The 22,902-nt window shown below is 40.0% G+C and carries 24 protein-coding genes and 1 other annotated feature; of the genes, 21 read left to right on the forward strand and 3 right to left on the reverse strand.

Going from position 1 to position 22,902, the window contains the following annotated elements:
* Positions 1 to 6: 6 nt before the first annotated feature.
* Positions 7 to 1,989 (reverse strand): methionine--tRNA ligase, encoded by a 1,983-nt coding sequence (metG, locus tag QQZ12_RS09815; protein ID WP_284724351.1) that lies wholly within the window; start codon positions 1,987 to 1,989, stop codon positions 7 to 9.
* Between the two features lie 49 nt (positions 1,990 to 2,038).
* Positions 2,039 to 2,275 (reverse strand) — a binding site (T-box leader).
* 343 nt (positions 2,276 to 2,618) lie between these two features.
* Here metG and QQZ12_RS09820 point away from each other — a divergent pair.
* The 6 genes from QQZ12_RS09820 to QQZ12_RS09845 all read left to right on the forward strand — a co-directional run bounded on the left by QQZ12_RS09820 (position 2,619) and on the right by QQZ12_RS09845 (position 7,157).
* Entirely contained in the window at positions 2,619 to 3,716 is a 1,098-nt protein-coding gene (locus QQZ12_RS09820; protein WP_102993412.1) for a restriction endonuclease-related protein, read from the forward strand.
* Positions 3,717 to 3,880: 164 nt separating this feature from the next.
* Positions 3,881 to 4,204, forward strand: coding sequence for an SRPBCC family protein (locus QQZ12_RS09825; protein ID WP_181353051.1), 324 nt, complete (start codon positions 3,881 to 3,883; stop codon positions 4,202 to 4,204).
* Complete coding sequence (locus QQZ12_RS09830; RefSeq protein ID WP_181353052.1) at positions 4,201 to 4,347, forward strand: SRPBCC family protein; 147 nt, start codon at positions 4,201 to 4,203, stop codon at positions 4,345 to 4,347. Before QQZ12_RS09825 ends, QQZ12_RS09830 begins: the two co-directional genes overlap by 4 nt.
* Positions 4,348 to 4,349: 2 nt before the next feature.
* Entirely contained in the window at positions 4,350 to 5,663 is a 1,314-nt protein-coding gene (locus tag QQZ12_RS09835) for a salicylate synthase (RefSeq protein WP_219904914.1), read from the forward strand.
* Between the two features lie 17 nt (positions 5,664 to 5,680).
* Positions 5,681 to 6,457 (forward strand): alpha/beta fold hydrolase, encoded by a 777-nt coding sequence (locus tag QQZ12_RS09840; RefSeq protein ID WP_102993410.1) that lies wholly within the window; start codon positions 5,681 to 5,683, stop codon positions 6,455 to 6,457.
* A gap of 58 nt (positions 6,458 to 6,515) precedes the next feature.
* Entirely contained in the window at positions 6,516 to 7,157 is a 642-nt protein-coding gene (locus QQZ12_RS09845; RefSeq protein ID WP_181353055.1) for a class I SAM-dependent methyltransferase, read from the forward strand.
* A 513-nt stretch (positions 7,158 to 7,670) separates the two neighbouring features.
* Here the strand turns inward: QQZ12_RS09845 and QQZ12_RS09850 are convergent.
* Entirely contained in the window at positions 7,671 to 8,162 is a 492-nt protein-coding gene (locus tag QQZ12_RS09850; RefSeq protein WP_102993408.1) for an HIT family protein, read from the reverse strand.
* Between the two features lie 178 nt (positions 8,163 to 8,340).
* Here QQZ12_RS09850 and QQZ12_RS09855 point away from each other — a divergent pair, with 178 nt between their 5' ends.
* The 15 genes from QQZ12_RS09855 to QQZ12_RS09925 all read left to right on the forward strand — a co-directional run bounded on the left by QQZ12_RS09855 (position 8,341) and on the right by QQZ12_RS09925 (position 22,267).
* Positions 8,341 to 8,730 (forward strand): hypothetical protein, encoded by a 390-nt coding sequence (locus QQZ12_RS09855; protein ID WP_102993407.1) that lies wholly within the window; start codon positions 8,341 to 8,343, stop codon positions 8,728 to 8,730.
* Positions 8,730 to 9,101 carry a type II toxin-antitoxin system RelE family toxin gene (locus QQZ12_RS09860; RefSeq protein ID WP_102993406.1) on the forward strand — a complete coding sequence of 124 codons (372 nt, stop codon included), beginning with the start codon at positions 8,730 to 8,732 and terminating at the stop codon, positions 9,099 to 9,101. Before QQZ12_RS09855 ends, QQZ12_RS09860 begins: the two co-directional genes overlap by 1 nt.
* A gap of 278 nt (positions 9,102 to 9,379) precedes the next feature.
* Complete coding sequence (locus QQZ12_RS09865) at positions 9,380 to 9,892, forward strand: Imm6 family immunity protein (protein ID WP_102993405.1); 513 nt, start codon at positions 9,380 to 9,382, stop codon at positions 9,890 to 9,892.
* Positions 9,893 to 10,260: 368 nt separating this feature from the next.
* Complete coding sequence (locus tag QQZ12_RS09870; RefSeq protein WP_102993404.1) at positions 10,261 to 10,491, forward strand: hypothetical protein; 231 nt, start codon at positions 10,261 to 10,263, stop codon at positions 10,489 to 10,491.
* A 127-nt stretch (positions 10,492 to 10,618) separates the two neighbouring features.
* Positions 10,619 to 11,335: an ABC transporter permease gene (locus QQZ12_RS09875; RefSeq protein ID WP_123827484.1), complete on the forward strand. Its 717-nt coding sequence runs from the start codon at positions 10,619 to 10,621 to the stop codon at positions 11,333 to 11,335.
* A gap of 2 nt (positions 11,336 to 11,337) precedes the next feature.
* Positions 11,338 to 12,252: an ABC transporter ATP-binding protein gene (locus QQZ12_RS09880; RefSeq protein WP_223247985.1), complete on the forward strand. Its 915-nt coding sequence runs from the start codon at positions 11,338 to 11,340 to the stop codon at positions 12,250 to 12,252.
* Positions 12,253 to 12,513: 261 nt separating this feature from the next.
* Positions 12,514 to 14,043, forward strand: a complete 1,530-nt coding sequence (locus tag QQZ12_RS09885; protein WP_284724352.1) for a ParB/Srx family N-terminal domain-containing protein — start codon at positions 12,514 to 12,516, stop codon at positions 14,041 to 14,043.
* Between the two features lie 12 nt (positions 14,044 to 14,055).
* The gene (locus tag QQZ12_RS09890) at positions 14,056 to 14,304 is read left to right on the forward strand and encodes a DUF7660 family protein (RefSeq protein ID WP_284724353.1); all 249 of its coding nucleotides are present in this window, start codon (positions 14,056 to 14,058) and stop codon (positions 14,302 to 14,304) included.
* Positions 14,305 to 15,140: 836 nt separating this feature from the next.
* The gene (locus QQZ12_RS09895) at positions 15,141 to 15,833 is read left to right on the forward strand and encodes a hypothetical protein (RefSeq protein ID WP_284724354.1); all 693 of its coding nucleotides are present in this window, start codon (positions 15,141 to 15,143) and stop codon (positions 15,831 to 15,833) included.
* A 396-nt stretch (positions 15,834 to 16,229) separates the two neighbouring features.
* Entirely contained in the window at positions 16,230 to 17,705 is a 1,476-nt protein-coding gene (locus QQZ12_RS09900) for a CdiA family toxin C-terminal domain-containing protein (RefSeq protein WP_284724355.1), read from the forward strand.
* A 22-nt stretch (positions 17,706 to 17,727) separates the two neighbouring features.
* Positions 17,728 to 18,114 carry a ribonuclease toxin immunity protein CdiI gene (gene cdiI, locus QQZ12_RS09905; RefSeq protein ID WP_102993398.1) on the forward strand — a complete coding sequence of 129 codons (387 nt, stop codon included), beginning with the start codon at positions 17,728 to 17,730 and terminating at the stop codon, positions 18,112 to 18,114.
* Positions 18,115 to 18,326: 212 nt separating this feature from the next.
* A complete protein-coding gene (locus QQZ12_RS09910; RefSeq protein ID WP_102993397.1) occupies positions 18,327 to 19,019 on the forward strand; it encodes a hypothetical protein in 693 nt (230 codons plus the stop codon).
* A gap of 326 nt (positions 19,020 to 19,345) precedes the next feature.
* On the forward strand, positions 19,346 to 19,822 hold the full coding sequence (locus tag QQZ12_RS09915) for a hypothetical protein (RefSeq protein ID WP_284724356.1): 477 nt from the start codon (positions 19,346 to 19,348) through the stop codon (positions 19,820 to 19,822).
* A gap of 452 nt (positions 19,823 to 20,274) precedes the next feature.
* Complete coding sequence (locus tag QQZ12_RS09920; protein WP_102993394.1) at positions 20,275 to 20,640, forward strand: beta/gamma crystallin-related protein; 366 nt, start codon at positions 20,275 to 20,277, stop codon at positions 20,638 to 20,640.
* Positions 20,641 to 21,634: 994 nt separating this feature from the next.
* Complete coding sequence (locus QQZ12_RS09925; protein ID WP_284724357.1) at positions 21,635 to 22,267, forward strand: DedA family protein; 633 nt, start codon at positions 21,635 to 21,637, stop codon at positions 22,265 to 22,267.
* Between the two features lie 106 nt (positions 22,268 to 22,373).
* Here QQZ12_RS09925 and QQZ12_RS09930 read toward each other — a convergent pair whose 3' ends face one another.
* Complete coding sequence (locus QQZ12_RS09930) at positions 22,374 to 22,715, reverse strand: hypothetical protein (protein ID WP_284724358.1); 342 nt, start codon at positions 22,713 to 22,715, stop codon at positions 22,374 to 22,376.
* Between the last annotated feature and the right edge of the window lie 187 nt (positions 22,716 to 22,902).

The following is a 22,902-nucleotide window of genomic DNA, read 5'->3' on the forward strand; positions in this document are numbered from 1 at the left end:
TGTCGGCTATTTCACACGGGTACCATTTGGAATATCTGCTGATACTGTAGAAAGCACCAAGCGATTCCCTTCTTTGGCAGCTAAAACCATACCATTCGAATCTTCACCACGTAGTTTCACTGGTTTTAGGTTCGACACACAGATCACTTTTAGTCCTTTTAGCTCCTCAGGACGATAATACTCAGCAATTCCAGATACAACTTGACGACGTTCCGTACCCAAATCTAACTGTAATTTTAATAGTCGATCCGTCCCCTTGACAGGTTCCGCATCAATTACTTCCGCTACCTTTAATTCGACCTTCATAAAATCATCAATACTGATCACTCGATCATCAGTTGTTTCTTCTTTTTGCTCTGTTTTTACTTCCTCTTTTGGTTCTTCTCTACGCTTGGACGATTGCTTCATAATTTCTTCGATCACTTCTAGTTCCTTCTCTACATCCAAACGTGGGAAAATCGGTTTTCCTTTGTTTACTTTCTTTCCCGATTTAAGTCTTCCAAACCGGTAAATACTGTCCCAATTTTTTTCAGATTCCTCGACAATGTTAATTTGATCCCATATTTTTTGCGGAGTACGAGTCATGAATGGCTGGATCATAATACTTACGATCCGGACAGTTTCTAACAAATGATAAAGAACAGAGCCTAAGATCGCTTTGTTTTCTTCATCTTTTGCAAGATTCCATGGAGTGGTTTTTTCAATATAACGGTTTCCGGCGCGAACAATCTTCCATAGTTCGGTTAATGCAACCGAATATTGGAGTTTTTCTATTGACTCCTCAAATTTGCCAATCACTTCATTTATAATGGATGTCAGCTCAGCATCAAATTCGGTTCCATTTTCAATGTACTCAGGGATGATTCCTCCAAAGTACTTTTCTACCATTGTTAAAGATCGATGAAGCAAATTTCCCAAATCGTTAGCGAGGTCTGCATTTACGCGCTCAATGAAGTTTTCAGGAGTAAATACTCCATCCGCACCAAAAGGAACTTCACGTAATAAATAGTAACGCATAGCATCCAATCCAAAATGATTCACAAATGGTACAGGATCAATTACATTCCCTAAGGATTTGGACATTTTTTCTCCTCTGACCAAGAAATAACCGTGACCAAATATTTTTTTGGGAAGTGGTAAATCAAGAGCCATGAGGAAAATCGGCCAGTAAATGGTGTGGAAGCGCACAATGTCTTTCCCTATTAGATGGACATCTGCTGGCCAATACTTTTCAAATTTGGCTTGTTCTTCGGGATCATCCGAAAGATAGCCAATCGCGGAAATATAATTCGTCAATGCATCTAACCACACATAAACGACATGTTCCGGATCATGTTGAACTTTGACCCCCCAATCAAAGGTAGTACGAGAGATCGAAAGATCTTCTAAACCAGGCTTAATAAAGTTCTGGATCATTTCATTCTTACGGGATACTGGTTCAATAAACTCTGGATGTTCTTCATAATATTGAAGCAAGCGATCTACATACTTACTCATACGGAAAAAATAACTTTTTTCTCTGATCTTCTCTGTAGGGCGACCACAATCCAAGCACTTATGTTCAGGTGCTTGCCTCTCTGTAAAATAGGCTTCACAGGGAATACAGTACAGACCTTCATACTCGCCTAAATAAATATCCCCTTGATCATACAACTTTTGAAAAACCTGTTGCACGACTCGTTTATGACGTTCCTCTGTTGTACGGATGTAATCGTCATAAGAAATGTCTAAGCTTTCCCATAGTTCCTTTACACCTGCTACGATTTCATCCACAAATGCTTGTGGGGTTTTGCCAGCTGCTCGGGCTGATTTTTGTATTTTTAACCCATGTTCATCTGTTCCTGTTAGGTACATGACGTCATATCCTCGTAACCGTTTATAGCGAGCAATGACATCTCCAGCGACCGTGGTATACGTGTGACCGATATGCAGTTTGTTGCTTGGATAGTAAATTGGGGTTGTTACATAAAACGTCTTTTTGTCACCCATTGATAAAATCTCCTTTCTTTGAAATAAAATAAAAAACCGCCTCCAATATTATTGGGGCGAGGTTGTTCGCGGTACCACCCAATTTCAGTACATGAGTGATTACTAAAAAATCATGTACCCTTTAGGGCAACCCGATAACGCTGGTGTGCGTGAATTTCCTACTAAGATTCCCGTTCAGAAATCATTCTCAAAGGGCATGTTCACGAAGTTCCCTATGCCGGCTTTCACCTTTCCCGGCTCTCTGGTGATAGTTCCGTTCGTTACTCATCCTTTTCATAGAATGTTTGGATATACAGATAGTAGTTACATTTTATCTTATCCCAAAACTGATTGCAATATTCTGGAACTATTTTTCGGACTGTTTTGTCATTGATATGGGTAGCTGAAGGGAAAAACAAGCTGTATGAATTTAAATGAAGTGATTGGTCCTTTCTCGGGCCTTTTTATTTTCCTTGAGAAAGGAAATGTATTGAAAAATTCGCAACATGCATGATAATGTGGTATCTCTTTATTCGTGAGATGGAGTAGAGGAATTTTTTTGTAAGGGGAGGAAAAGGATTGAGTAGGTAGAATTAAATAAAGCTAATTAGTTGTAATTTTATTTCTAATCAGATAAGAAGGAGTATTGCATGGACGTTACTAAATTACTGAAAGACTTGGCTATTGGCATTATTCATTATGAAATACAGTCGCAAAAGTCAACACTTCCTCCCTTACCGTTATTGCCTCAGCCTCTTCAAATATCTTGGAATCAATTAACAATGGAGTGCATCAAAAAGGGAATATGTCCTCCAAAGAATTTACAAGAATTTGTTGCGTGGCTTACTACACCGATAGAAGAATGGGAGTATTTCGGTGAGAAATGGAGTGAGTTGGGTTGGAGAGGTTGCTTGGTAGAAGATTTAGCGCCAACTGAATTGAGTTATGATTTAAGCCAAGGAGCTCACGAGGCTCCAGAGCTTGAAGATCATACTTATGCGTTTAATCAATTGAGAAATTATTGCAAAGAGATAAATGAGCCGCAGCTATATTCAAACATTCGCCTGTTTTTGTGTGAAAACCCTATCATAAACGATATTTCATGTTTGATGGATATTGATGGTATTGATACAAAGAGTATGAATTGGGTAAGAGGATTTTACGAACCGATTCCTTCGCATTGTATTAAAAACAATCGAATAATTTTATGCAAACATTGTGCTTGGCCACTTAAATGGAAAAACGGGCAGTTGAGTTGCTTGGATGATTTGTGCAAAAAAGCGGTGAATGACTTTTTAAATATTGATCAAAATCAATCTAAACCAGTGGGGAGATCAGCATATCAAACCACATTTAGTGCCCAACGTGCCATTGTTAGACCTGAAGTTGCCTTGCTTCCCCTTTTTGAACAGGTAAAAAAACACCCTAATATTGCTCATTACGAATTCTGGCCCCAGTTCGACAGCTTTGATCTATATCTTGTCTTTAAAAACGGGAAAAAATGGGCAATTGATATGAAAGATTATCATAGACCTAAAGAACTCGCTAATGAACTAAATCAAGCATATGTATCACAGGTTCCAGAGTGGGATCGATTCATTTATTTATTCCCTAATCATCGAAAGAAGATAGATCGTTTCTACATGGAAAATTTCCTTGAAAAATGGGATAAAAAATCTAAGCCAGAGTTTACAGCCATGTTTGTCGATGAATTTGTGGCGTTTTTAGAAAGGGGAGGGCCATTTTGAGATTGTGGGACGATTGGCTAACAGATTTTCTTAAAGATCAGACACTTAGCTTGTTTCTACTGGGTAAAAAAGAGCAGAAGTCGCATGCTTTCCATTGCGAGTGAAAGGGCTTGATGCGAGTTGGGTGAGAGCCGTCGGTATTGTGAATGAATAGGAGGAGCAAAATGCCACGCATCGAAAACTCGATAATTGTAGAGCGCGATTTTGATACCACCTTTGACTTGACCAACGATATTGAGCTTTGGACGAAATTATTCACGGAATACAAGGAAGCAAAGGTGTTAGAGAAAAATGGAAACGAAGTGCTGTTTCAACTGACAACATATCCGGAAGGGGAGCGGCCTTCCCGCACATGGGTGTCCCGGCGCATCATCGACAAGGAGAATAAACAAGCGACCGCGGAAAGATTGGACCCTAAGTTTCCGTTTAAATATATGAATATTCGGTGGTCTTATGAGGTCATAAGCCCCAATCAAGTGAAAAAATGACTTGGATGCAAGAATTTGAAGTAGATCCAGAATGTCCGATCAGTGAAGAGAAGATGACGCATTTCCTCAATCAAAATACCAAGATCCAAATGAGCGCCGTGAAAGAAAAAGTAGAATCATGGCCGGGAAATGTGGAGGGATAAGGGTGAAGAAAACCCCAATGTATGAAGAGACATTTGTGGCGGGCGCGAAAGAACCATTGAAAGTCCTGCACCATCTGGCAACAAGTGAATTTGTTACCGATTATCTATTATATGAAGGAAATGGTGAGGTTCGGATTGTCGGCAATGTGGTGGCCAAAATCGAAGTGCTACAAGACATTGTCCGCTTTCAATATGCTGGTGACACCACAGAAGAGCCGGCGAAGGACCCGCTCAAACAAGCGGAGAGGTTTTTGCACACGCTTCCTTTGGAGCAGTGGACGGCATATGGTTATGTGGGGTTTGATATTTGCAAATATTACTACAACTACTTCAAATCCAGTGCGGAGCCAATCTTGTGTATGATCGTGCCGGAGTTCGAACTTCGTTTCACCCAAAGCGGGGTTTATATAAAGTCAGTCACCCAGCAAGCCGAATTGATCCAAATATTGGAGTCGGAGATTGATTTGCCAACCTATGAGCGGTATCCTCTGAAACTGGACTATGCTGACCGTGAAACCTATCAACAAAAAGTCCAATGTCTCATTGACAATATCCAACAACGGCAACTTCATAAGACGATCCTCTCCCGTTCAGTCAAGGTACATGATCAACTTGATCCCATTCTCACTTATGCGGAGGGGACAAACGTCAACAACAGCGTGCGTTCGTATTGCCTTAAACTGGGAGGCGCAAAAGTGGTGGGCTTCAGCCCTGAGATCCTCATGGCCGTCGATCGCGAGAGATTTGTGCTCACCAATCCACTTGCCGGGACGCGCCCGCGCGGGGACACACCTGAACGGGATCGACAATTGCACGATGAGTTATTCACCGATGCAAAAGAGGTGAAAGAACACGCTTTGTCTATCTGGTTGGCGCAGGATGAGATTCGGAGCGTGTGCGAGCCAGATACGGTTCGGGTGCTGGATTTTATGCAAGTCAAACGATACCGCTGCGTTCAGCATTTGTCTTCACGGGTTGGGGGGACGATCAAAGCGGACCGGACGTCATGGGATGCGTTGAAAGCCTTATTTCCCGGCATCACCGTGTCGGGGATTGACAAAGCTTCTGCGTTGGAATGGATTTCGCAGTTGGAAGAGGAGCCGAGAGGCATCTATGCTGGAGCGGTAGGATGGATTGATTCAAGCGATAGAGCGGATTTGGCGATTGCGATACGCTCTGTTTTCCAATACGGCGATGTCATTTCGTTTCAAGCGGGTGCCGGTATCATGGGAGAATCGAATCCTGAGAATGAATACTTGGAGACGGTTAACAAAATGAACACCATGCTGTCCACGTTGGTGCTGAAACATGGGTGAAGGAGTGGCGTGTGAGAATGGCATGGATTGATGTTGGCGGCATTCGCACGTACTATGAAGTAAGAAATATCGGGGAAATAGATCATTCAGAGGATGTGTGCCTTTTCATTCATGGTGGCGGAGGCAGTGTCCGCCACTGGTATCCTCTTTTTTTAGAACCAGAGATGGACATGCCGTTGATTGCCTTGGATTTGCCGGGACATGGATTGACGGGTGGGACAATATGTAAAACCATTCCAGACGTGGCAGCATTTATTGATCAGTTCTTGGATGCCTTGTCGGTGAAACGACCTGTCACATATGTAGGACACTCGATTGGCGGTCTGATCGGTTTGCAGTTTGCCTTACAATTTCCCGCGAACGTAAACCGATTAATCCTGTTATGCACCTCAGCCAAAATCCGATTACATCCTGATTTCGTAAAGCAAGCATTGTCAGGAGAGTGGGATCTGGAAACATTGAAAGGGAGTTTTTTTCCGGGGGTACCGGAAGAAAAGCAATCGCTTGTACTGAATGAATATTTGCGCTTGCGAACGGATGCGGCGAGCCAGGATTTTTCCGGCGTGAGTCAAATCGACCTACAAGAAGAGTTGTCGCGGATTTCCTGTCCGGCTTTGGTTATTTCAGCGAATGAAGATGTGATTATTTCACCCCGCCATTCACGCAACTTGGCTAAAGGCTTAAACTGTGCCAAGCACGTGGGAATACCCAACGCGGGGCATTATGTGCAAGTGGAACAGCCACAGTTAGTCGCACACGAGATCCATCGGTTTTATCATGCTGTTCCAGAGTGACCTTGCAGGCATTGATTAGGTCCAGGCAAGAAAAATAATTTGTTAAAGGATGTTGGTTATGAAATCAACACAAATTAACGAATATTACAAAAAGAAATACTCCACGCTAAAACCTTCCCAATATGAATGGACGTCCGGTACGGCTTCGCCGAAGCTGATCAACATGGTCGAAACGGGGGTTATCCCAGAAGGGGCCAAGATATTGGATATCGGTTGCGGTATTGGAACCGAGGCGGTTTATTTGGCGTTGAATGGCTATGATGTAACTGGATTGGACATATCAAAGGACGCGATAGAAAAAGGGAAACAATTGGCCGAATTTTATGGTGTGGAGGTCAATTGGCTGGTAGCTGATGTGCTGGGCATTCCCATTAAAAGTGATAGCATCGACGTTGTCACGGACCGTGGCTGTTTTCATTGTATCCGAGCTGAGCAAAGGGAAAAGTTCGCCAACGAAATCGCCCGTGTGCTAAAGCAAGGCGGATTGTATACCATGAGTTGCTTTTCAAACCAGGTTCCCGGTAACCCATATCCGGTGGAGACAGACCATTTCGTGATCAACCATTTTGGGGTGTCCAGCAAGGAAATTTTGGAAACGTTTAGTGCCAGCTTTTCATGTGAAAAATTAGAACTGATCACAAACAGCAAAGCCGGGGAAAAGGGATTTTACGGTTGGCATAGTATGTGGTACAAGTTGTGATTCAGTTCGTACATCGGGACTAGCTGTGGAACAATACCCTTCTTGAATTAATCAGTGCTTTTCTGCACCAGCTTGCCTACGATGGTTGAATTGGTGAGCTTGGGCAAGCTAAAGATATAAGGATTGGCATGTGCCCCTGCTGTGTGAAGGAAAGCGGTGGGGGTATATTTTTTGTTGATGATCAAAATGAGGTTGGGGGCGTAAGAAAATGTAGTCCGAGATAATGCAAAGATGTATTCTTAGGGTAAACCAGAGTAGATTTGGAACAGTGAATAATCCTATGTTTCTGAGGGTATTTCAATTTAAGTACATTAGAATTCAATGGATTATGGGGTGAAGACACACTGGCAAAAGCAAAGTATGATTTGGCAATTTAATAAGCCTAACAATTGGAGATTAATCGATCATGCTTGTGCAATTCATAGTAGTCGAGCAATCGAAGAGATCGTTAAACGATGAGAGGAGACGACTGAAAAGAGGTAAGGAAAGGGTGATAGAATAACCACTTCATTTCTAATTTGAAGTATTTAAATAGTTTTTGAGCGCATGGATTGCTTCTATTATTTTTTCGATTTCATCTTTATAATTTCTTTTTCGTCTTGCATGAAGAAGTACAGGACGAACTGATTCGATCGATCTCCCAAACTGATACATCCAATCATATCGGGGAACCATCCATGTATGGAAATGGTGTGTAGTATCTTCATTATAGAAATAGTAGACTTGTTCAATCCCTAAGACTTTGCGTTGTGCTTTTCGAATCAGATGAAGTGTATGAATATAATCGTTTAGCTCTTCTTCTGTAAGCTCATCTAGACACTTAATATGCCTTTTTGAAGCTAAAATTACAAGACCTCGAATAGGGTATGCAACATCTTGATGAGCATGAAAAAACTTTGTTTCATAGATTGTGCCCCCATTTGGCTGTACTGTTCCTTCTACAATAGCACAGCTTAAACAATGAACAGTAATCTTACGGCCGTCTGCTAAAGTAATGTTTTTCAAATATTACTCACCCCTGTTTTGAGTTTATCATTATTTAAGTGATGCCAATACTTAATTCTTTCTTAGAGTTGAAAATGTTTGATTGTGTTGTTAAATGTGTTTACCAAAGCACATTTAAAAGGGTATAATAATAGTGCATGGTGCATATAATAAAAAGATGAAAAGGAGATGGAAAAGGATGGGGTTGGCTATGACAGCCAAGAGACGTGTAACTACAGATATTCTAAGGTTCCTTAATGATCGAGTCTTATCTGTCACTCAATTAACCCGAAGTAAAAAATTGACTGAGATTCTTGATTCCTATTCCCAAGAGAAAAGTACAGATGTGTATGTGATTCAAAATGTAAAGAAGCCTGGAAAAGCGGTTATTGCTGATCTGAAGTATTTTGAGGAGCTTTTGGCATATAAAGAAGCTGTTGATTGGGCGTTGGATCACGCTATTGAGGAAATTGCCTTAGAGAGAAAAGAGACAATCGCCGATATTCCTCTTCCTCAAGTAATTCAAGACAACCAACTAGATTTGAATTACATTATGAAGTTGGTTGATGAGGTGGAAGAGGAAGACTGATGAGGATAGCTCAACAAATAAATGAATTATTAAAACCATATCAAGTCGAAGTTCATTTTACAAAAGAGTCACTCAATGATTTAAGTAGCTATGATAAAAACCAACAAGAAAAAATTATCGCTTTGATTATTAAAAGGGGAATGAGAGGGCCGTTAATAAAACCCCAGGGGATCGGTGAACCATTGAGAGATGAGCTTAAAGGCTATACCAAAATAAAACCTAAGAATATGGCTTTACGCATTGTGTATCGTCCGGTGGTTAATGACGAAATGATACGCATGGAGATCATTGCGATTGGTCCGAGGGATAAGGAAAAGGTTTATCGTTTGGCAGCAAGACGATTGCAATTTTTTGACCAACAGAGGGAATAGGTGAATCTAAACAAAGAGATCAATTAGTACAGTGACCCAGAGTAGATCCGGCATTGCCAAAAGTAAATCGCGAGCTTTCGCGTTTTTTTTGCTGTTTTGGGAATTAAAACGAACCAAAATTGGACTTTTGACCATATTTAGGCTATCTGTTTTTAGCAAAAGAGAGTTATTTTTTGGGGGAGTATAAGCCTGCCACAGGTGTTTGCTGGATGGACATTCTTCCTTTAAAAATATGTTGTGGAATAAGGATGTTATGATTATGAAGTGGTTCGAATGGGTTGGAGGATGTACATGTTGATGCCAGAGTGGCTTATTTATTAACCTTGACAGATAAAGCTCTGAATAAAATAGAAGATTACGAGTGGTATCCTTTGGTAAGAGAAGCGATCGATATATGCTGGGAATGGATCGAAGAGAAGAAGTATAGTGGAGAAGATCTTTATGAGATTTTAGATAATGAGGATGAAGATGGGTTAATTTATATTGAAGGGGTGGCCTATGGTGAAAACCCATATGGCCCACAGGCAAGATTGGTTTGGTCTTGTGTAGTTGATGCGGTATGTTATACAGCTTGGAAGGCCTATCAACATGAAAATGAAACGTCTATGCCACAACCCATTGGAATGGTCAGTGATAAATATATTGATGATGAATTTATGGGAAAAATTAAAAAAATAGAAGGGTATCAAGAAAGTTTGGCAGAGCATTTAAAACAGGTTTTGCTCGAACATTATTCACTGGCAAGTAGCGATAAAAAGATAAAGAGATCCGAAATTTTGAGTCGGATTTGAATATGTCTGTAGTCTAAATAGAAGGCTTTCCTTTGTAGAGGATAAGCCTTTTTTATGCTTAGGCCAGATAACGATTCCGCTCCTCATTGGTGTGTATGGGATCCAGATTGCCAAATTCTTTACTGATCAAGCTTGAACCAAGAGCTTACATTGTTTATGTGTTTATGTCCATAAGTGATTTCTGGCCAAGAGGTTATTCAACGTGGAAATCATGCAAAGTAAGAGTCTTATTAAATAAATTTATATTTTAGAAAAGTTTTTGTAACGATTCGTATATATTATAAAAGGGATGAAACTAATGCATTAGTAATGTTGAGTTTGTTAAAATGTTTAGTTCTTTCATTAATCATTGGTAGGAGGCTTTTTGTGTGTACAGGATTTTAACCGGAGCCATCTTTTGTTTGATCTCTTCAATCTTATTTGCCACTCGTTACATTGCCGCTGCAATTTTAAACACAAGAGTAGAAGTAGGTTCGAATTTCCCTTATTTCCTTGAATTATTAGGGAGTGAGTTGCAAATCGCAAGCGTTATTACACTACTTATTGGTATTGGGTATATCGTTTTAGGGGAAATCGAGGTGAAAAAAGGAATGAAATAATGGTTTAAGGTCACATTGTGAAGAGATATATATTATGATAACAAGTCCTAGAAGGGTTTTGAATCGTTTATGTGTTTTGGGATAGATTAACGGAATGATTGAGTATAACGAAAAAAAGAAAAATTGAATGGGGCTGGCTTCATATATGTTAGCGATATGTAAAAAGGAATTTTTCGCTTTGTTTCGTGGTTTTAAATCCATTTTTATATTAGTTGTGTTTATTGGGTTTTCTTACTTTATTGCTGATGTTGTTGGGGAAAATCTTAACGACCTTTCTTCAGATGGATTGTCTCAAATCGAAATGGGATCTCCTTATGCAGCAGGATTACGATTTCTGGTAATCGGGTTGGGTTTCTTATTTGTATGTCTCCTTTCTCATGACATCGTGAATAAAGAGATCGAAACCCAGACGATTCGTTTTTTGGTGACCAAGTCTAGTCGTTCCTCCATTATCTTAGGGAAGTACTTGGGTACCGTTTTCTTTTGGAGCACGATTTTATGTCTGTCGTATATCCCAATTGCTTTTGTTTCCAAAACCATCGACATTCATCTACTAGGGAGTTTAGTTTGCTTTGTGTCTTTTGTGATTAGTTGGACGATATTGTTGTCCACAATTATTTACCGATCTTCATATACATTATTAATAGGGATTATTGCAAGTATTCTCTATCCTGTTGTCGGTGTGTTATCCCTTGCTAAAAATGGGGTGATTTGGGATGTTTTACGTTATCTTACTCCATATCATTATCTTCTCTTAAAAGGTTATTGGGGACTTCTACCGCTGTTGATCAGCTTGTTACTGGTTTTCGTTGCAACAATAATTTTCTCGAGAAAGGATTTATAACAGTGATTAAAGTTGAAAATTTGACTAAGATGTACGGAAATAGGACGGTTGTGAACAATGTTACTTTTCAAGTGGGAAAAGGCGAAATATTTGGTTATCTGGGGAAAAACGGTGCTGGTAAAAGTACGACAATAAATATGATTACAGGTATTGTTCGCCCAACATCGGGAAAGGTTTTTTTATTTGGACAGGATGTGTTGGAGAACCCCTCTGTTATTTATCAAAAGGTCGGCGTTCTACCAGATAGTTCTAATTTTTATCCGACTTACTCTTCCTTGGATCATTTAACACTTTTTGGAGAGTTAAAGAGAGTAAAAATGAAGAAACAAGACTTGTATCAACTATTAGAACGAGTTGGGCTACAAGGCCATGAGAAAAAAAAGGTGCATTCTTACTCGCTAGGAATGAAGAAAAAATTGGGAATTGCTCAAGCGCTAATTGGTGATCCAGAAATCATTTTTCTTGACGAACCGACTTCAACACTTGATCCAGAGTCTGCGATTGAAATTAGAGAACTCATATTTGCTTTGTCACAACAAGGTAAAACCATATTTATGACATCACATAACCTAGAAGAAGTTGAGAAGATATGTCATCGCGTGGCAATCATGCAAAATGGAACGATTACTCAAATGGGGACTTTAAGGGAATTGAGAGAAAAGAATCAAGCTTCTATTCATATATATTTGGTTACTAAACAAGAAGCGAATGCTAAAGATTCGTTTATTCAAAGTCTTAAACAACGAGGAATCTTTGCAAAATCAACTGAGTCTGGTTTTCATTTAAAGATTGATTCAGATCAGGTTTTTCCTGAAATCATTTCAATCGCTGTAAGGGAAGGAATTTCTATTTACCGTGTTCAATTTGAAGAAGTTTCATTAGAAAAAATATTTTTGGAATCTAAAGCAACACAATAAATCGATGATTATTCATTTAGAAGTCTACTATACTCTGCCAAAGACTAGCCGCGACATCTCGCAGTTTTTGTTGTTTTAAGAAAATATATTCAGGGAAAGCTACCAGCATATATGAAGCGTTTTGTTTGAAATATTTCCTCTCATTTCCTATTGACGTAAAATAGGATTGTATCAAATCATCATTTGGAAGGTGAACGCTTATTGAAAAAATTCTTAAGTAGAATGGCCAGGGTACTGCAGAGTCGCAAAGGGTCGCCAACAATGGAATATGTGGTGGTCATCGCCTGTGGAGTTGCGTTGGCTTTATTGTTAAACCAAGTGATGGCCTTTGCAGAGGTGCAAGGAGCACTGAAAGATAAGATCATGCAAGTGATCACAGGACAAAACATGGTTGTCTCAGTGGATGAAGATTCTAAAGAACAATCACTTGACGAAAGAAAAAACGATTTTTTTAGAAGGCCAGAATGGATAAACGATCTTGCATCTGGTTATCAAGCATTAAAAAACAAGTTCAAAGAAGGATTATCTGAAACCTGGGAAAATGTAAAAAACATCGAGTTGGGGGAAGTCGCCCAGTCTTTATGGAATAACACTACCAATGCTTTAGATAGCGTATGGCAATGGATGAAGGAAAATAAAGAAGTGGTTGCTTCAGCTGGGGTAATCATTGCTGGAGTTGGGCTCTTACTCATTCCAGGATTGGAGCCGTTGGGGCTCATGCTGTTGGCGAACTGGGGCTTATCGTTAGGCTTCGGAGCGTTACTTAATGGCGGCAAAGTAGACAAAACGGTGCTGTTGGGAGCGGCTATTGGTGGAGCGGCTGGAGCCATTGGTGGTGGAGTAGCGAGTGCGCTCTTTTCCGGTTTGGCGAAGTTTGCGCCAGGGCTTGGAGCCGCTATAACAGGATCACGTTTTCTAGGTCCTATTATCAGTGGTGGGAGGCAGATTCTTGGTAAAGCTCCCGCTTTAGTCCAACGCATGGCCAGCGGACTCTTTAGCAAAATGGGTGCCATGGCTGCAACAGAAGGGGCTATCACCAGTGGCGTAGATGATTGGTTAAGAGGGAAAGAGCTGAATTGGAAACGAGCTATTCTCTCAGGTTTGGCCGGAGCTACATTGGTCGGTTTTGCTTCGGGTGCTTATCCACTTGTGCAACCACTCATTAATAAAGCTACGGCTACGATTGAAAAACATGCAGGCCCGGTTGTGGCAAAGATTAATAAACTTCCCATTCCCACTTTGGAAGTTCTTGAAGCGCCCGGAGTAGGAAAGGTTCCTAATTCGAAAACTGTTGGAGATACACCGTTTGGTGCTTGGTTGCAGAAGTTTGCGGGTAAGAGAACAGATAAATCTTCGAGTCCTAAATTTGATTTTGCTAAAGTACGTAAAGAAGGCATAAAGAAGATTGAAAATAAATATGGTGGAGTAGTAGAGGGAGAATCAAATAAGAGTAGCGTATTAAATCCTAGAGATATAAGATTTATGCAAAGCACTATAAGTAATAAAACTGGTGACTATACAGTGTTTAATAATGCCAACACATTCTCTAAAAATCCTTCTAAAATATTCGAACTGGAACCTATAAGGGTCTGGAAGGATGGAAAGGGGAACATATGGACATTAGATCATAGAAGATTAGGGGCAGCTAGACTAGCAGAAATTGATAAAATTCCAGTTAGGTGGGTTTCTAAAGCTGAGGTATACAAGGATGCATGGAAATTAACTACAAAAGTGGATGGCAAATCAGTAATACTAAAAAATGGGGATGGCACAACTCATATTATTAAATAGGAGGAGTTAAACTTGGATATTCAAGATATGTTAGAAAAGATTGATAGTAGAGAGGATTTTATAGAATTTATTTCCTATTTGATTAAAGATCTAAAGCAGAACTCAAGTGAATGGGAAAATACGAATTTGGAAGATTACCTCAATGGTATTGCATCGTGGGTTGAGGATATGGATGGGATCATTACAGAAGAGAATTTTACAAAGAGTATTGATTGGGGTTTTGTTGCTACTATTTTATATATAGGAAGCCGCTATGAATGATAGGACCAACTCTAGAAGAATTTATTTAGATAATTAATTAGTTCTGTGAGTTGTGCTAATTAAAATATGAAGGTGAAATTTTGGTTGATAAACTTCGATATGTTACGAGTAATTGAGAAGGCGTTAGAGATATTCTGCCTAATAAGCATGTAGAAAAATTAGAAAATGATGTTGTAGTAGGATAGAAATATTAGTGTTAGATTATATAAGGGGCCATTTAAAGTAAACGGCTCCTTATTTTTTTATTATTGCTTTATAAAGATAAGCAGGATGAAGTGAAAATGGGCCCAGTACCATTGTTTAACTACATTTTTACTAAAACGAAGAATATAGATTTCTTGAACAGCATATATTCATATCCAAATGATGATCGTGGCTTTTTTATATTTGAATCCCTTATTATTTTTATATGAGGGAGTTTTATAAACGGATGATTAGTAACCATTAAGATGAACCAACTTTGAGGCAGTTAATCTGTTTGTGAACGTACCCCTTTTTGATTAAATATGTGCTTTCTTACCTATTTCTTTGAAATAAATTGCACCTAAGTTTTTAGAAAAGGTACGCATCAGTAAGTCGTAAAGCACCTATGTGGGAATATATTATTGTAAACCTCCTATGATTTTTCTTATGTTAAATACAGATCACATTTACTAGTGCAGCTAAGCAGCTAGTAAATGCTCCAGCTAATAACAAATTATTGATATTCGCGTAAAAGATGGAACGTGGGATGAATTTCAAGCGAAGAATAGACTTCAAGGCATTCAGGAAGTTGTTGCTCAAGATTATCCAGGTATGAAACTAAATATCACTTTCTCGGATCGGGTGACTAAGTCATGGTTATTTTAGATTTACCCGTAGCGGATTGGTGGTTTGAGGATAGGACCAAGATAACGACTTTTGTTGAACCTGAACGGATGAGATCACTTATAGATATGTGTGAAAAATCGATTTCAATCTTGAAGAGGTATGAATTATTATCTCCTTCAAAGATTATTTTGTCAGAAAACTGGATATTCAATGAGAAAGTAGGAGAACAAGTAAAGCAGCGACGAGTTCAAGAGGGAGACATTTCAATAGACTATCCTAGTCTCAATGAAAATGAGCTAGCCACATATTTTTTGGATTGGTTGAAGAAAGAACAAGGCGCGACCGGATATGTATATCCTTGTTCTATTCAATTTGTTGGTGAAGGAACGCTTATAAATCAGGACGGTGTGAAGCAGGGATTTCAGAATGTAGTGAGTATAGAAGCGCGGTTTACTGAAGCATTAGTAGTTGATGTAATAACGTATAGCACGGCTTGGTTACCAAATACGTTGGCAGGGGAGCCTCAACAAGAAATCTATGAATGGAATGCACCTAGGCTGGAAAAAGCACTTTATGAAATCGAAGCTGCTCTTGGAGTTGAACCGATTATAGATGATGCAAATGAGTTTTGCCACATTAATGGTTATCGATTGGATAATGCTAGAGATATTGACGGAGAGGTAATTCCAATTGATGAGAAGGGTCGTATCATAGGCTGAAATCTAGGGTGTGTCTGGTGAAAAGTTTGGGCAGATTATAAATCTGTGTAATGATTGTTGACTCATTGCAATAAGTGAAGGAGGTAATCGAGTAGGATGGGAACTTCATTGTTTATCTTAAAAAAGTATGAGAAATATACTCCAAATAAATGCTTGTAGATGCTATTGTGGCATGAATGTTATTTCCGCTTTTTTATCTGTAGGTTTGTAGGAGATCGAATGAGCGACCAACAGAGTTTTTCATGAAACTATTAAAGTAGAATAAAAAATGTTGTAAAGGGTCGCCAAGGTGGGAATATATCAATGTAATCGCCTGTGAAGGGGCTCTTGCCATGTTGTTGAACCAAATCATCGCTTTCAGAAATGTAGGTAGTTTAGGATGAAGGAGGAATATTATTGTTTAAGGGCAAGTGGAAGATAGCTACTATTCTATTTCTACTATTTGTCATAAATTTATCTATACCCCATTTAACATTTGCGCAGACCCATCCATGGTTTGGCACAAAATCAGAGCAGATATTGCTTGCAGATGGCATTGAATTACCAACGATTCCGAGCAATGACCCCATTGAGATACCGAAAGTAGAGATACCAAGTGATCCAATTGAGATACCTAAAGTGAAGATACCGGAAAATAAGGTTGAGGTGCCGAAGGCGGAAATTCCTAAAGCCCCGGTGCAAGAATCGACCGGTTTTATTGATCAACTATTGAAATGGCTGCAAAAGCAGTTGTCCTTGATTTTAGCGCTGCTGTGTCTGGGGCTGGGACTGTTTTTACTAAGTACCAACCCCCTTGTAGGCACTTCGATCGTGATGGGAATGGCGGTTAGCGGATTTGGTGCTTGGATGGCTGATAAGGATGTTTCTAGCATAGCCCAAGAGGCGTTAATTGGGGGAATCGCCGGTTTGATTGGATTAGGGGCCGGTGCGCTTGCCTTTCGGTTGATTGGGGGGAGAATCGCAACAATGGCTCCTCCGTGGCTAGGCAAATGGCTTCCGTTCGTCGGATCAGGTGGTGTGGCCGGAGTGGCTGACAGTGCATCCTTCGATTATATGCGTGATGGGAAGGTGGACTGGAAGAAAGCAGGATTTGCCGGATTATTAAGCGTTGCGATTGGGTTTGCTGGTTTGGGGATTGCTCAATACGGAGGAAAACTCATTGGTCCTGCTGTTGTATCCAAAATCAATGATATTCCGTTAACGGCCGTTTCTGTTTTTAAGGATGGGACGACTTCTGCTCCGAAAACTGTTGGGGATACACCGTTTGGTGCTTGGTTGCAGAGGTTTGCTTCGAATGGTGGGAGTAAGGGAACGACGAGTGAAATTACTAAAGATATAGCGAACATTAAAGTCAAATTTAAAAAGGGTTATGATAAACATTTAATAGAGGTAGAAGGATTTAGAGCAAAGCCATCGATTGGAATAAAAGGTGGTCATAATCTAAGTAACTTTGAAAAATTCATTTTAGATAATTTTAGTGACCAAGTTACAGATATCAGTCAAGTAATTGTCTATAAAACACAGCATCCCAAGGTAAAAGGTATTTATGAGATCAAGTATAAATTACCAGTCTATGATGGCAAAAGTATGGCTAATGGCGGCAAGGGAAATTTTACAGGAAATTGGAAAGTATATAAGAACCCTAAAACGGTTTACGATCCTAACATAATATCTGATGAACAGATTTTAAAATTAGGTAAAGAAGCTATGGCAGAGGGAATCGATAGTAAAAGGATAAGTCTCGGTAAAGGTAGATCTCCTAGTGATACGGTTGAAGGTTTCGCAGAGATAAATGGAGAAAAGTTAAAGTTTATAGGTTTTAAAGACAAAAATACAGATGAGATTATTAACTTCTTTCCTGTGATTAATTAAACATATTAGGGGGCCTTAAGAAATGGAAAATGATGTTCTGATAATAGAAGACTTTGAGGAAAAAGTGGACGTTATGAGGTTTTATTATCAAGTAATAGGTGATGGTAAATTTTTACAAGCGTTGAATGAATTTAGGTTAGGACAGGGGTTTGGTATAGGTCCAGTTTGCTGTACCTTTGCTATGGATTATGAACCTTGGGAGGAAGGGTATTTTGGAGATAGTGGAGTGAATTTTAGTATACATCCTCCATTGGTTGAGATAGAGGAAAATGCAATTGTAGACTATGAAACATTTTATCAATATTTAAAAGAAGCAAGTGATAATTATTTAACCCGAAATCATCATGATAAAGATAAAGTTAAAGCTTACTTACAAGAAATTAAACATAAATTTGACATATCACAATGAAAGAACAGAGGTATTGCTTCAATCAAATAAAAAAATTAATTCAAACATTACTAGTGCAACAAAGCAACTAGTAAATGCCCAGCTAATAACAAAATTATCAAAGATGGAATGTGGGAAGAATTTTAAGCAAAGAATAGACTTCAAAGTCTAGAAGATACTGCCGGGAGATTTCCAGGTATGAAACTAAATTTCTCGGATGGGGTGACTAAGTCATGGTTATTTTAGATTTACCCGTAGCGGATTGGTGGTTTGAGGATGAGACTGAGATAACGGATTTTGTTGGACCCGAACGGGTGAGATCACTTATAAATATGTGTGAGAAATGTATTTCAATCTTGAAACGGTATGAATTATTATCTCCTTCAAAAATCCTTTTGTCTAAAAATTGGATATTCAATGAGAATGTAGGAGAACAAGTAAAGTGGCGACGAGTTCAAAAGGCAGACATTTCAATAGATTATCCTAGTCACAATGAGAATGAGTTAGCAACGTATTTTTTGGATTGGTTGAAGAAAGAACAAGGCGCGACCGGATACGTATATCCTTGTTCTCTTCAATTTGTTGGTGAAGGAAAACTTATAAATAAGGACGGTGTAAAACAGGGATTTGAGAATGTAGTAAGTATAAAAGCCATGTTTATTGGAGCATTAATAGTTGATGTCATAACGTATAGTACGGCGTGGTTGCCATATACGTTGGCAGGGGAGCCTCAACAAGAGATCTATGAATGGAATGCACCGAGGCTGGAAAAAGCACTTTATGAAATAGAAGCTGCGCTTGGAGTTGAACCGATTATAGATGATGCAAATGAGTTTTGTCACATTAACGGTTATCGATTGGATAATGCTAGAGATATTGACGGAGAGGTAATTCCAATAGATGAAAAGGGTCGTATCATAGGCTGAAATCTGGGGCGTGTCTGGCGAATAAAACTGGCGGATTTTCTTCAATGAGGGCCCGCTTGGTCAGTGGGGACGCTATTTTGCGGTCGCTGGTTTATTCATCAGGCACGCTCTATTAATGGAAGGAGCAATAAGTGGTGGGGGCATTTTATTGAAAAAAACTATTAAATACGTAGGATCTTGGGAGCAATGAAGGCAACAGAAGGCACGTTCTCTAGCAGTATGAGTGACTGGTTAAGAGGGAATGAGAGGGATTGAAAATGAGTTCTCTCTGGTTTGCCCACTTGCTAAATCTGTAGTCGAAATTGAGAAAGGAAGCAGCATGGCAGATGAAAAGTGATCATGAAGCAAATAAAGACTTATTTCAATACTGGCTAATGGAAATGGAGGATAGATTAGATGAATTAATTGAAAAGCTGCCGAAGGAGCTACAACTTAATTACAGTCCTGACTCATTATTGCGACTCGAAAGCTGGATATTGGAAAACTATGCTACTGTAGGAGATATATTAAAAGATAGTGAGAAGACGATGTTGGACTCATTGGCACGATATGTTGGGGAGGTATATCGTAGAAAGTTGAAGGGAAAGTGGAAGCTTTATTTAGATGAACCGGATAATGTGTTTTATGAGCTACCAGTCATCGTGGTTGAAACCGAATCAGTTCCACCAATTTGTCCATTAACAGAAGTCACAGCTAGTGTCGACCGTAGAAGAGGTAACTATATTTATAATCTTTTTCAAAAGAAGATGAAACAAATGAATAAAAAGCTCAATGAAGAAAAAACAAGGTTACAAGGTCGGTAAATTTGTTCGAGTGTTGTTTAATGAAATGAGGCGAGATGAATCCGAAAGAGGACCGGGTTTTTAGTAATTAGGCGTGGTCACGCTTGACCGATTTTTAAGGGTGAAGGATTGGGTGTTTTTATAGGCTAAGTGAAATTACATAGAAAGGGAAGATTAATCGTTGGCTCTTTCTCTTGCATGCTAAATAAACGGTACGCTGTGGAGAAATTGCTGTTTGCACTGGTATATGTGAAGTGGATGATTAGATAAGCGAGGATCCGTTTAATTATTTCATAAATGCAATGAAATATTTTTGAGAGATGAAATATTACGATGATCAGCTAAGCAATGTGTTTTAGAACACATTGAAAAAAATGTTCTGTATTTTATAAAATTTGGAATAAGGAGGAGGGTTTACTTGGTTTGTTTTCCTCTTTTGACCATTAAAATAAGTGTGATAGGAGGAATCAATCATGAAAATCTTCGGAAAATGGTTGGCTGTTTGTATGGCTGTGGTTACGGTGTTTTCCCTTGGGTTCAGTTCCGTGAGCGCTGCGGAGGCTACCGATGATGTCAATACGAATGCTTGTGTCAATGTCACTTTGTACGAGCATATCAATTATGGTGGTCGCACTTGGAGTGCGTGCGTTGACAGTGCGGGTTACAGAGGGGTTGGCTGGTTTAATGATATGGCCTCTTCTCTCAAGGTTTCCGGTGGATGTGTAAGAGTGTTTGAGCATGCTTATTGGGGCGGACGTTCGCTCAGATTCTGCCAAGGCAGTCCCGACTTGGGCAGCTGGGGCTTCAATGATATGATCACTTCCCTACGTGCTGACTAAGGAAAAAGTGGTTTTCTAGTGCGTGTCTGATGAAAATAGGAGTGCGGCTCCCAAAACGGTTTCCCATTCGCTTCATATGTGACGAGATGCTTGTCGGGGAAAAGGGTTGTTCGCCGCTTCGATCCACTAGCTTGATTCGCCAGACATGCCCTAAGCTGAATGTGGTTCCTCCTCCTGATTTGACAAAAGGTTCTTACTCTTTTCACGGTATAAGAGTAAGAACCTTTTGTCATGGGCTCGCTTGCTTGTAGGTTTTCTGGCCCACTTCGCTTGTTTCATAAGTTGCCTATGATATGTCGCGGCTATTTGTTAGAGCATGCGTTGTCACTTTGTTGCAATTCATTTCTTTTGACTTAATTGTTTAAGTGGAAGTTGAAATGGATGAAATCGATGATAAACTGAATGGGAAATAACCGCATTGCTTGAAAACTGTTAATTTGCTCGAAGAACATAATATCGTGGGAAAAATTCATAAAAAGGAAAGATGTTTAATTCTCCACTTTTGGGTATTATGGTTTGGCAGGATAAATCATGACGGTTTTAAAATTACAGGACAACTGGATCAGTTCGGTTACTAGGGCGTGTCTGATGAATAGGCCAGCGGCTCCAAAACCATTTTCTCATTCGGTTCACTTGCGCATCGGCGCTCCTCGAGAAAAGGCTTTTCCGCCGCTTCTTTTCCACCAACTTGAGTTGCCAGACACACCCTAGAATAGGTTTTTTTTGATTTTTTATGTAATATTTGCGTTTTTTAGTATGAATTTATTTGTTATATGTATTCGATGAGGAGGGAGCAGGACTTTTGCAGTGATGCCAGTTGGACGAAATAGGCCTGGTTGGAGTCCACCTCACCAAAAGCGATAAAAAGGTTTGCCCATATTTCAGCGAACCCGGGAGAAGATTGTCGGTTATGATCTATGTGCGGAACCTTTACTCCGAAATAAATGAAAACAATAAACGATGCCAGTCAGTCATCTAAGGAGCGCTACTTGAAATGAAGTTTATGGAATTGATTGAACAATTGTTTGCAGACTATGGTTACTGGGTTATGTTGATCGGGTTGCCTCTGGATGCGATTGCTTTGCCGATTCCTCCGGGCAATACGACACTGACTTACACCGGTTTTTTGTCTTTCAAAGGGGTACTGTCATGGTTGCCGGCTATCGGAGCCGCCTATGCCGGGGCAGTATTGGGGATGACCGCCACTTATGCACTTGGTTATAAGCTGGGGGCGCCATTGGTTGAGCGCTATGGGAAATGGCTGTTTATAAAGCCGGAAAGCTTGGAGAAAACGCGGCAATCTTATCGTAAATACGGGAATAAATTGTTGCTCATCAGTTACTTTGTGCCTGGTATTCGCCAGTTTATCGGTTATTTTGTGGGAATCATCCGCATTCCGTACCGCACGTTTGCTTTGTATGCATATCCGGGAGCTCTGATGTGGGTGATGGCGTTTTTTGCTATCGGATATGTTTTTGGTGAACAGTGGGAGGAAGTTTTTTTGTTGGTCGAAAAATATTTGAAATACTTGTTCATCGTTTTGGGGATTGCCGTGGCGGTATTTGCGCTGGTCAAATGGGGAACCCGCCTCAATCCGTCCAAACAGGTGGACAATGGGACGGAGTAAATGGCAGTACAAGCAAATGAAGGGGGCATGGTAATGAGAAAGGTTGCCGGAGATTGGAGGGGATGCGGAGAATGCCGGAACCATCCGTTCCGGCTTAGAAGTTACTTTAGCCCACCAGTCTGGCGATAAAGATGATTACCGCGATGACGGGAAGAATGAAGGCCCAGTATTCCATGCGGATGTAGAAAAACAAATGTTGGGGACCCAATTTGAATTCTTGTCCTGACTCCTTGTCCACAAACACCCGTTCAGCCGTTTTGCTGTTCAATCGTTTTCCCAAAAACCAAATAATGATGGCGGATAGGAAAAAGCCCACAATGAGGGCGAGGTTTGCCGGCAAGGATTGTTCAGGAAACTTCAACCATTCGACGGTAAGGAATTGCAACGGAGCCACACACAATGCCACAATAGGAAGGATTAAAATACCCCATCCTCTCCAAACGATCATGCACTTGTTCCTCCTTCATCAAAGGTATAAAAGATATCATAGCATAAGTTGCTAATGTTTGGACTAAGCAAATGCGAAACAGCGGGTCGTAGGGAACCCGCTGTTTTGCTTGGATCACGTGTTTGGAGGAGTTGTTTGCGTTATCATTCAAGTGTGGTTTGGTTGGGAAGGAGATACCGTACTCTAA

Source organism: Laceyella tengchongensis (assembly GCF_900182735.1).
Taxonomy (GTDB): domain Bacteria; phylum Bacillota; class Bacilli; order Thermoactinomycetales; family Thermoactinomycetaceae; genus Laceyella; species Laceyella tengchongensis.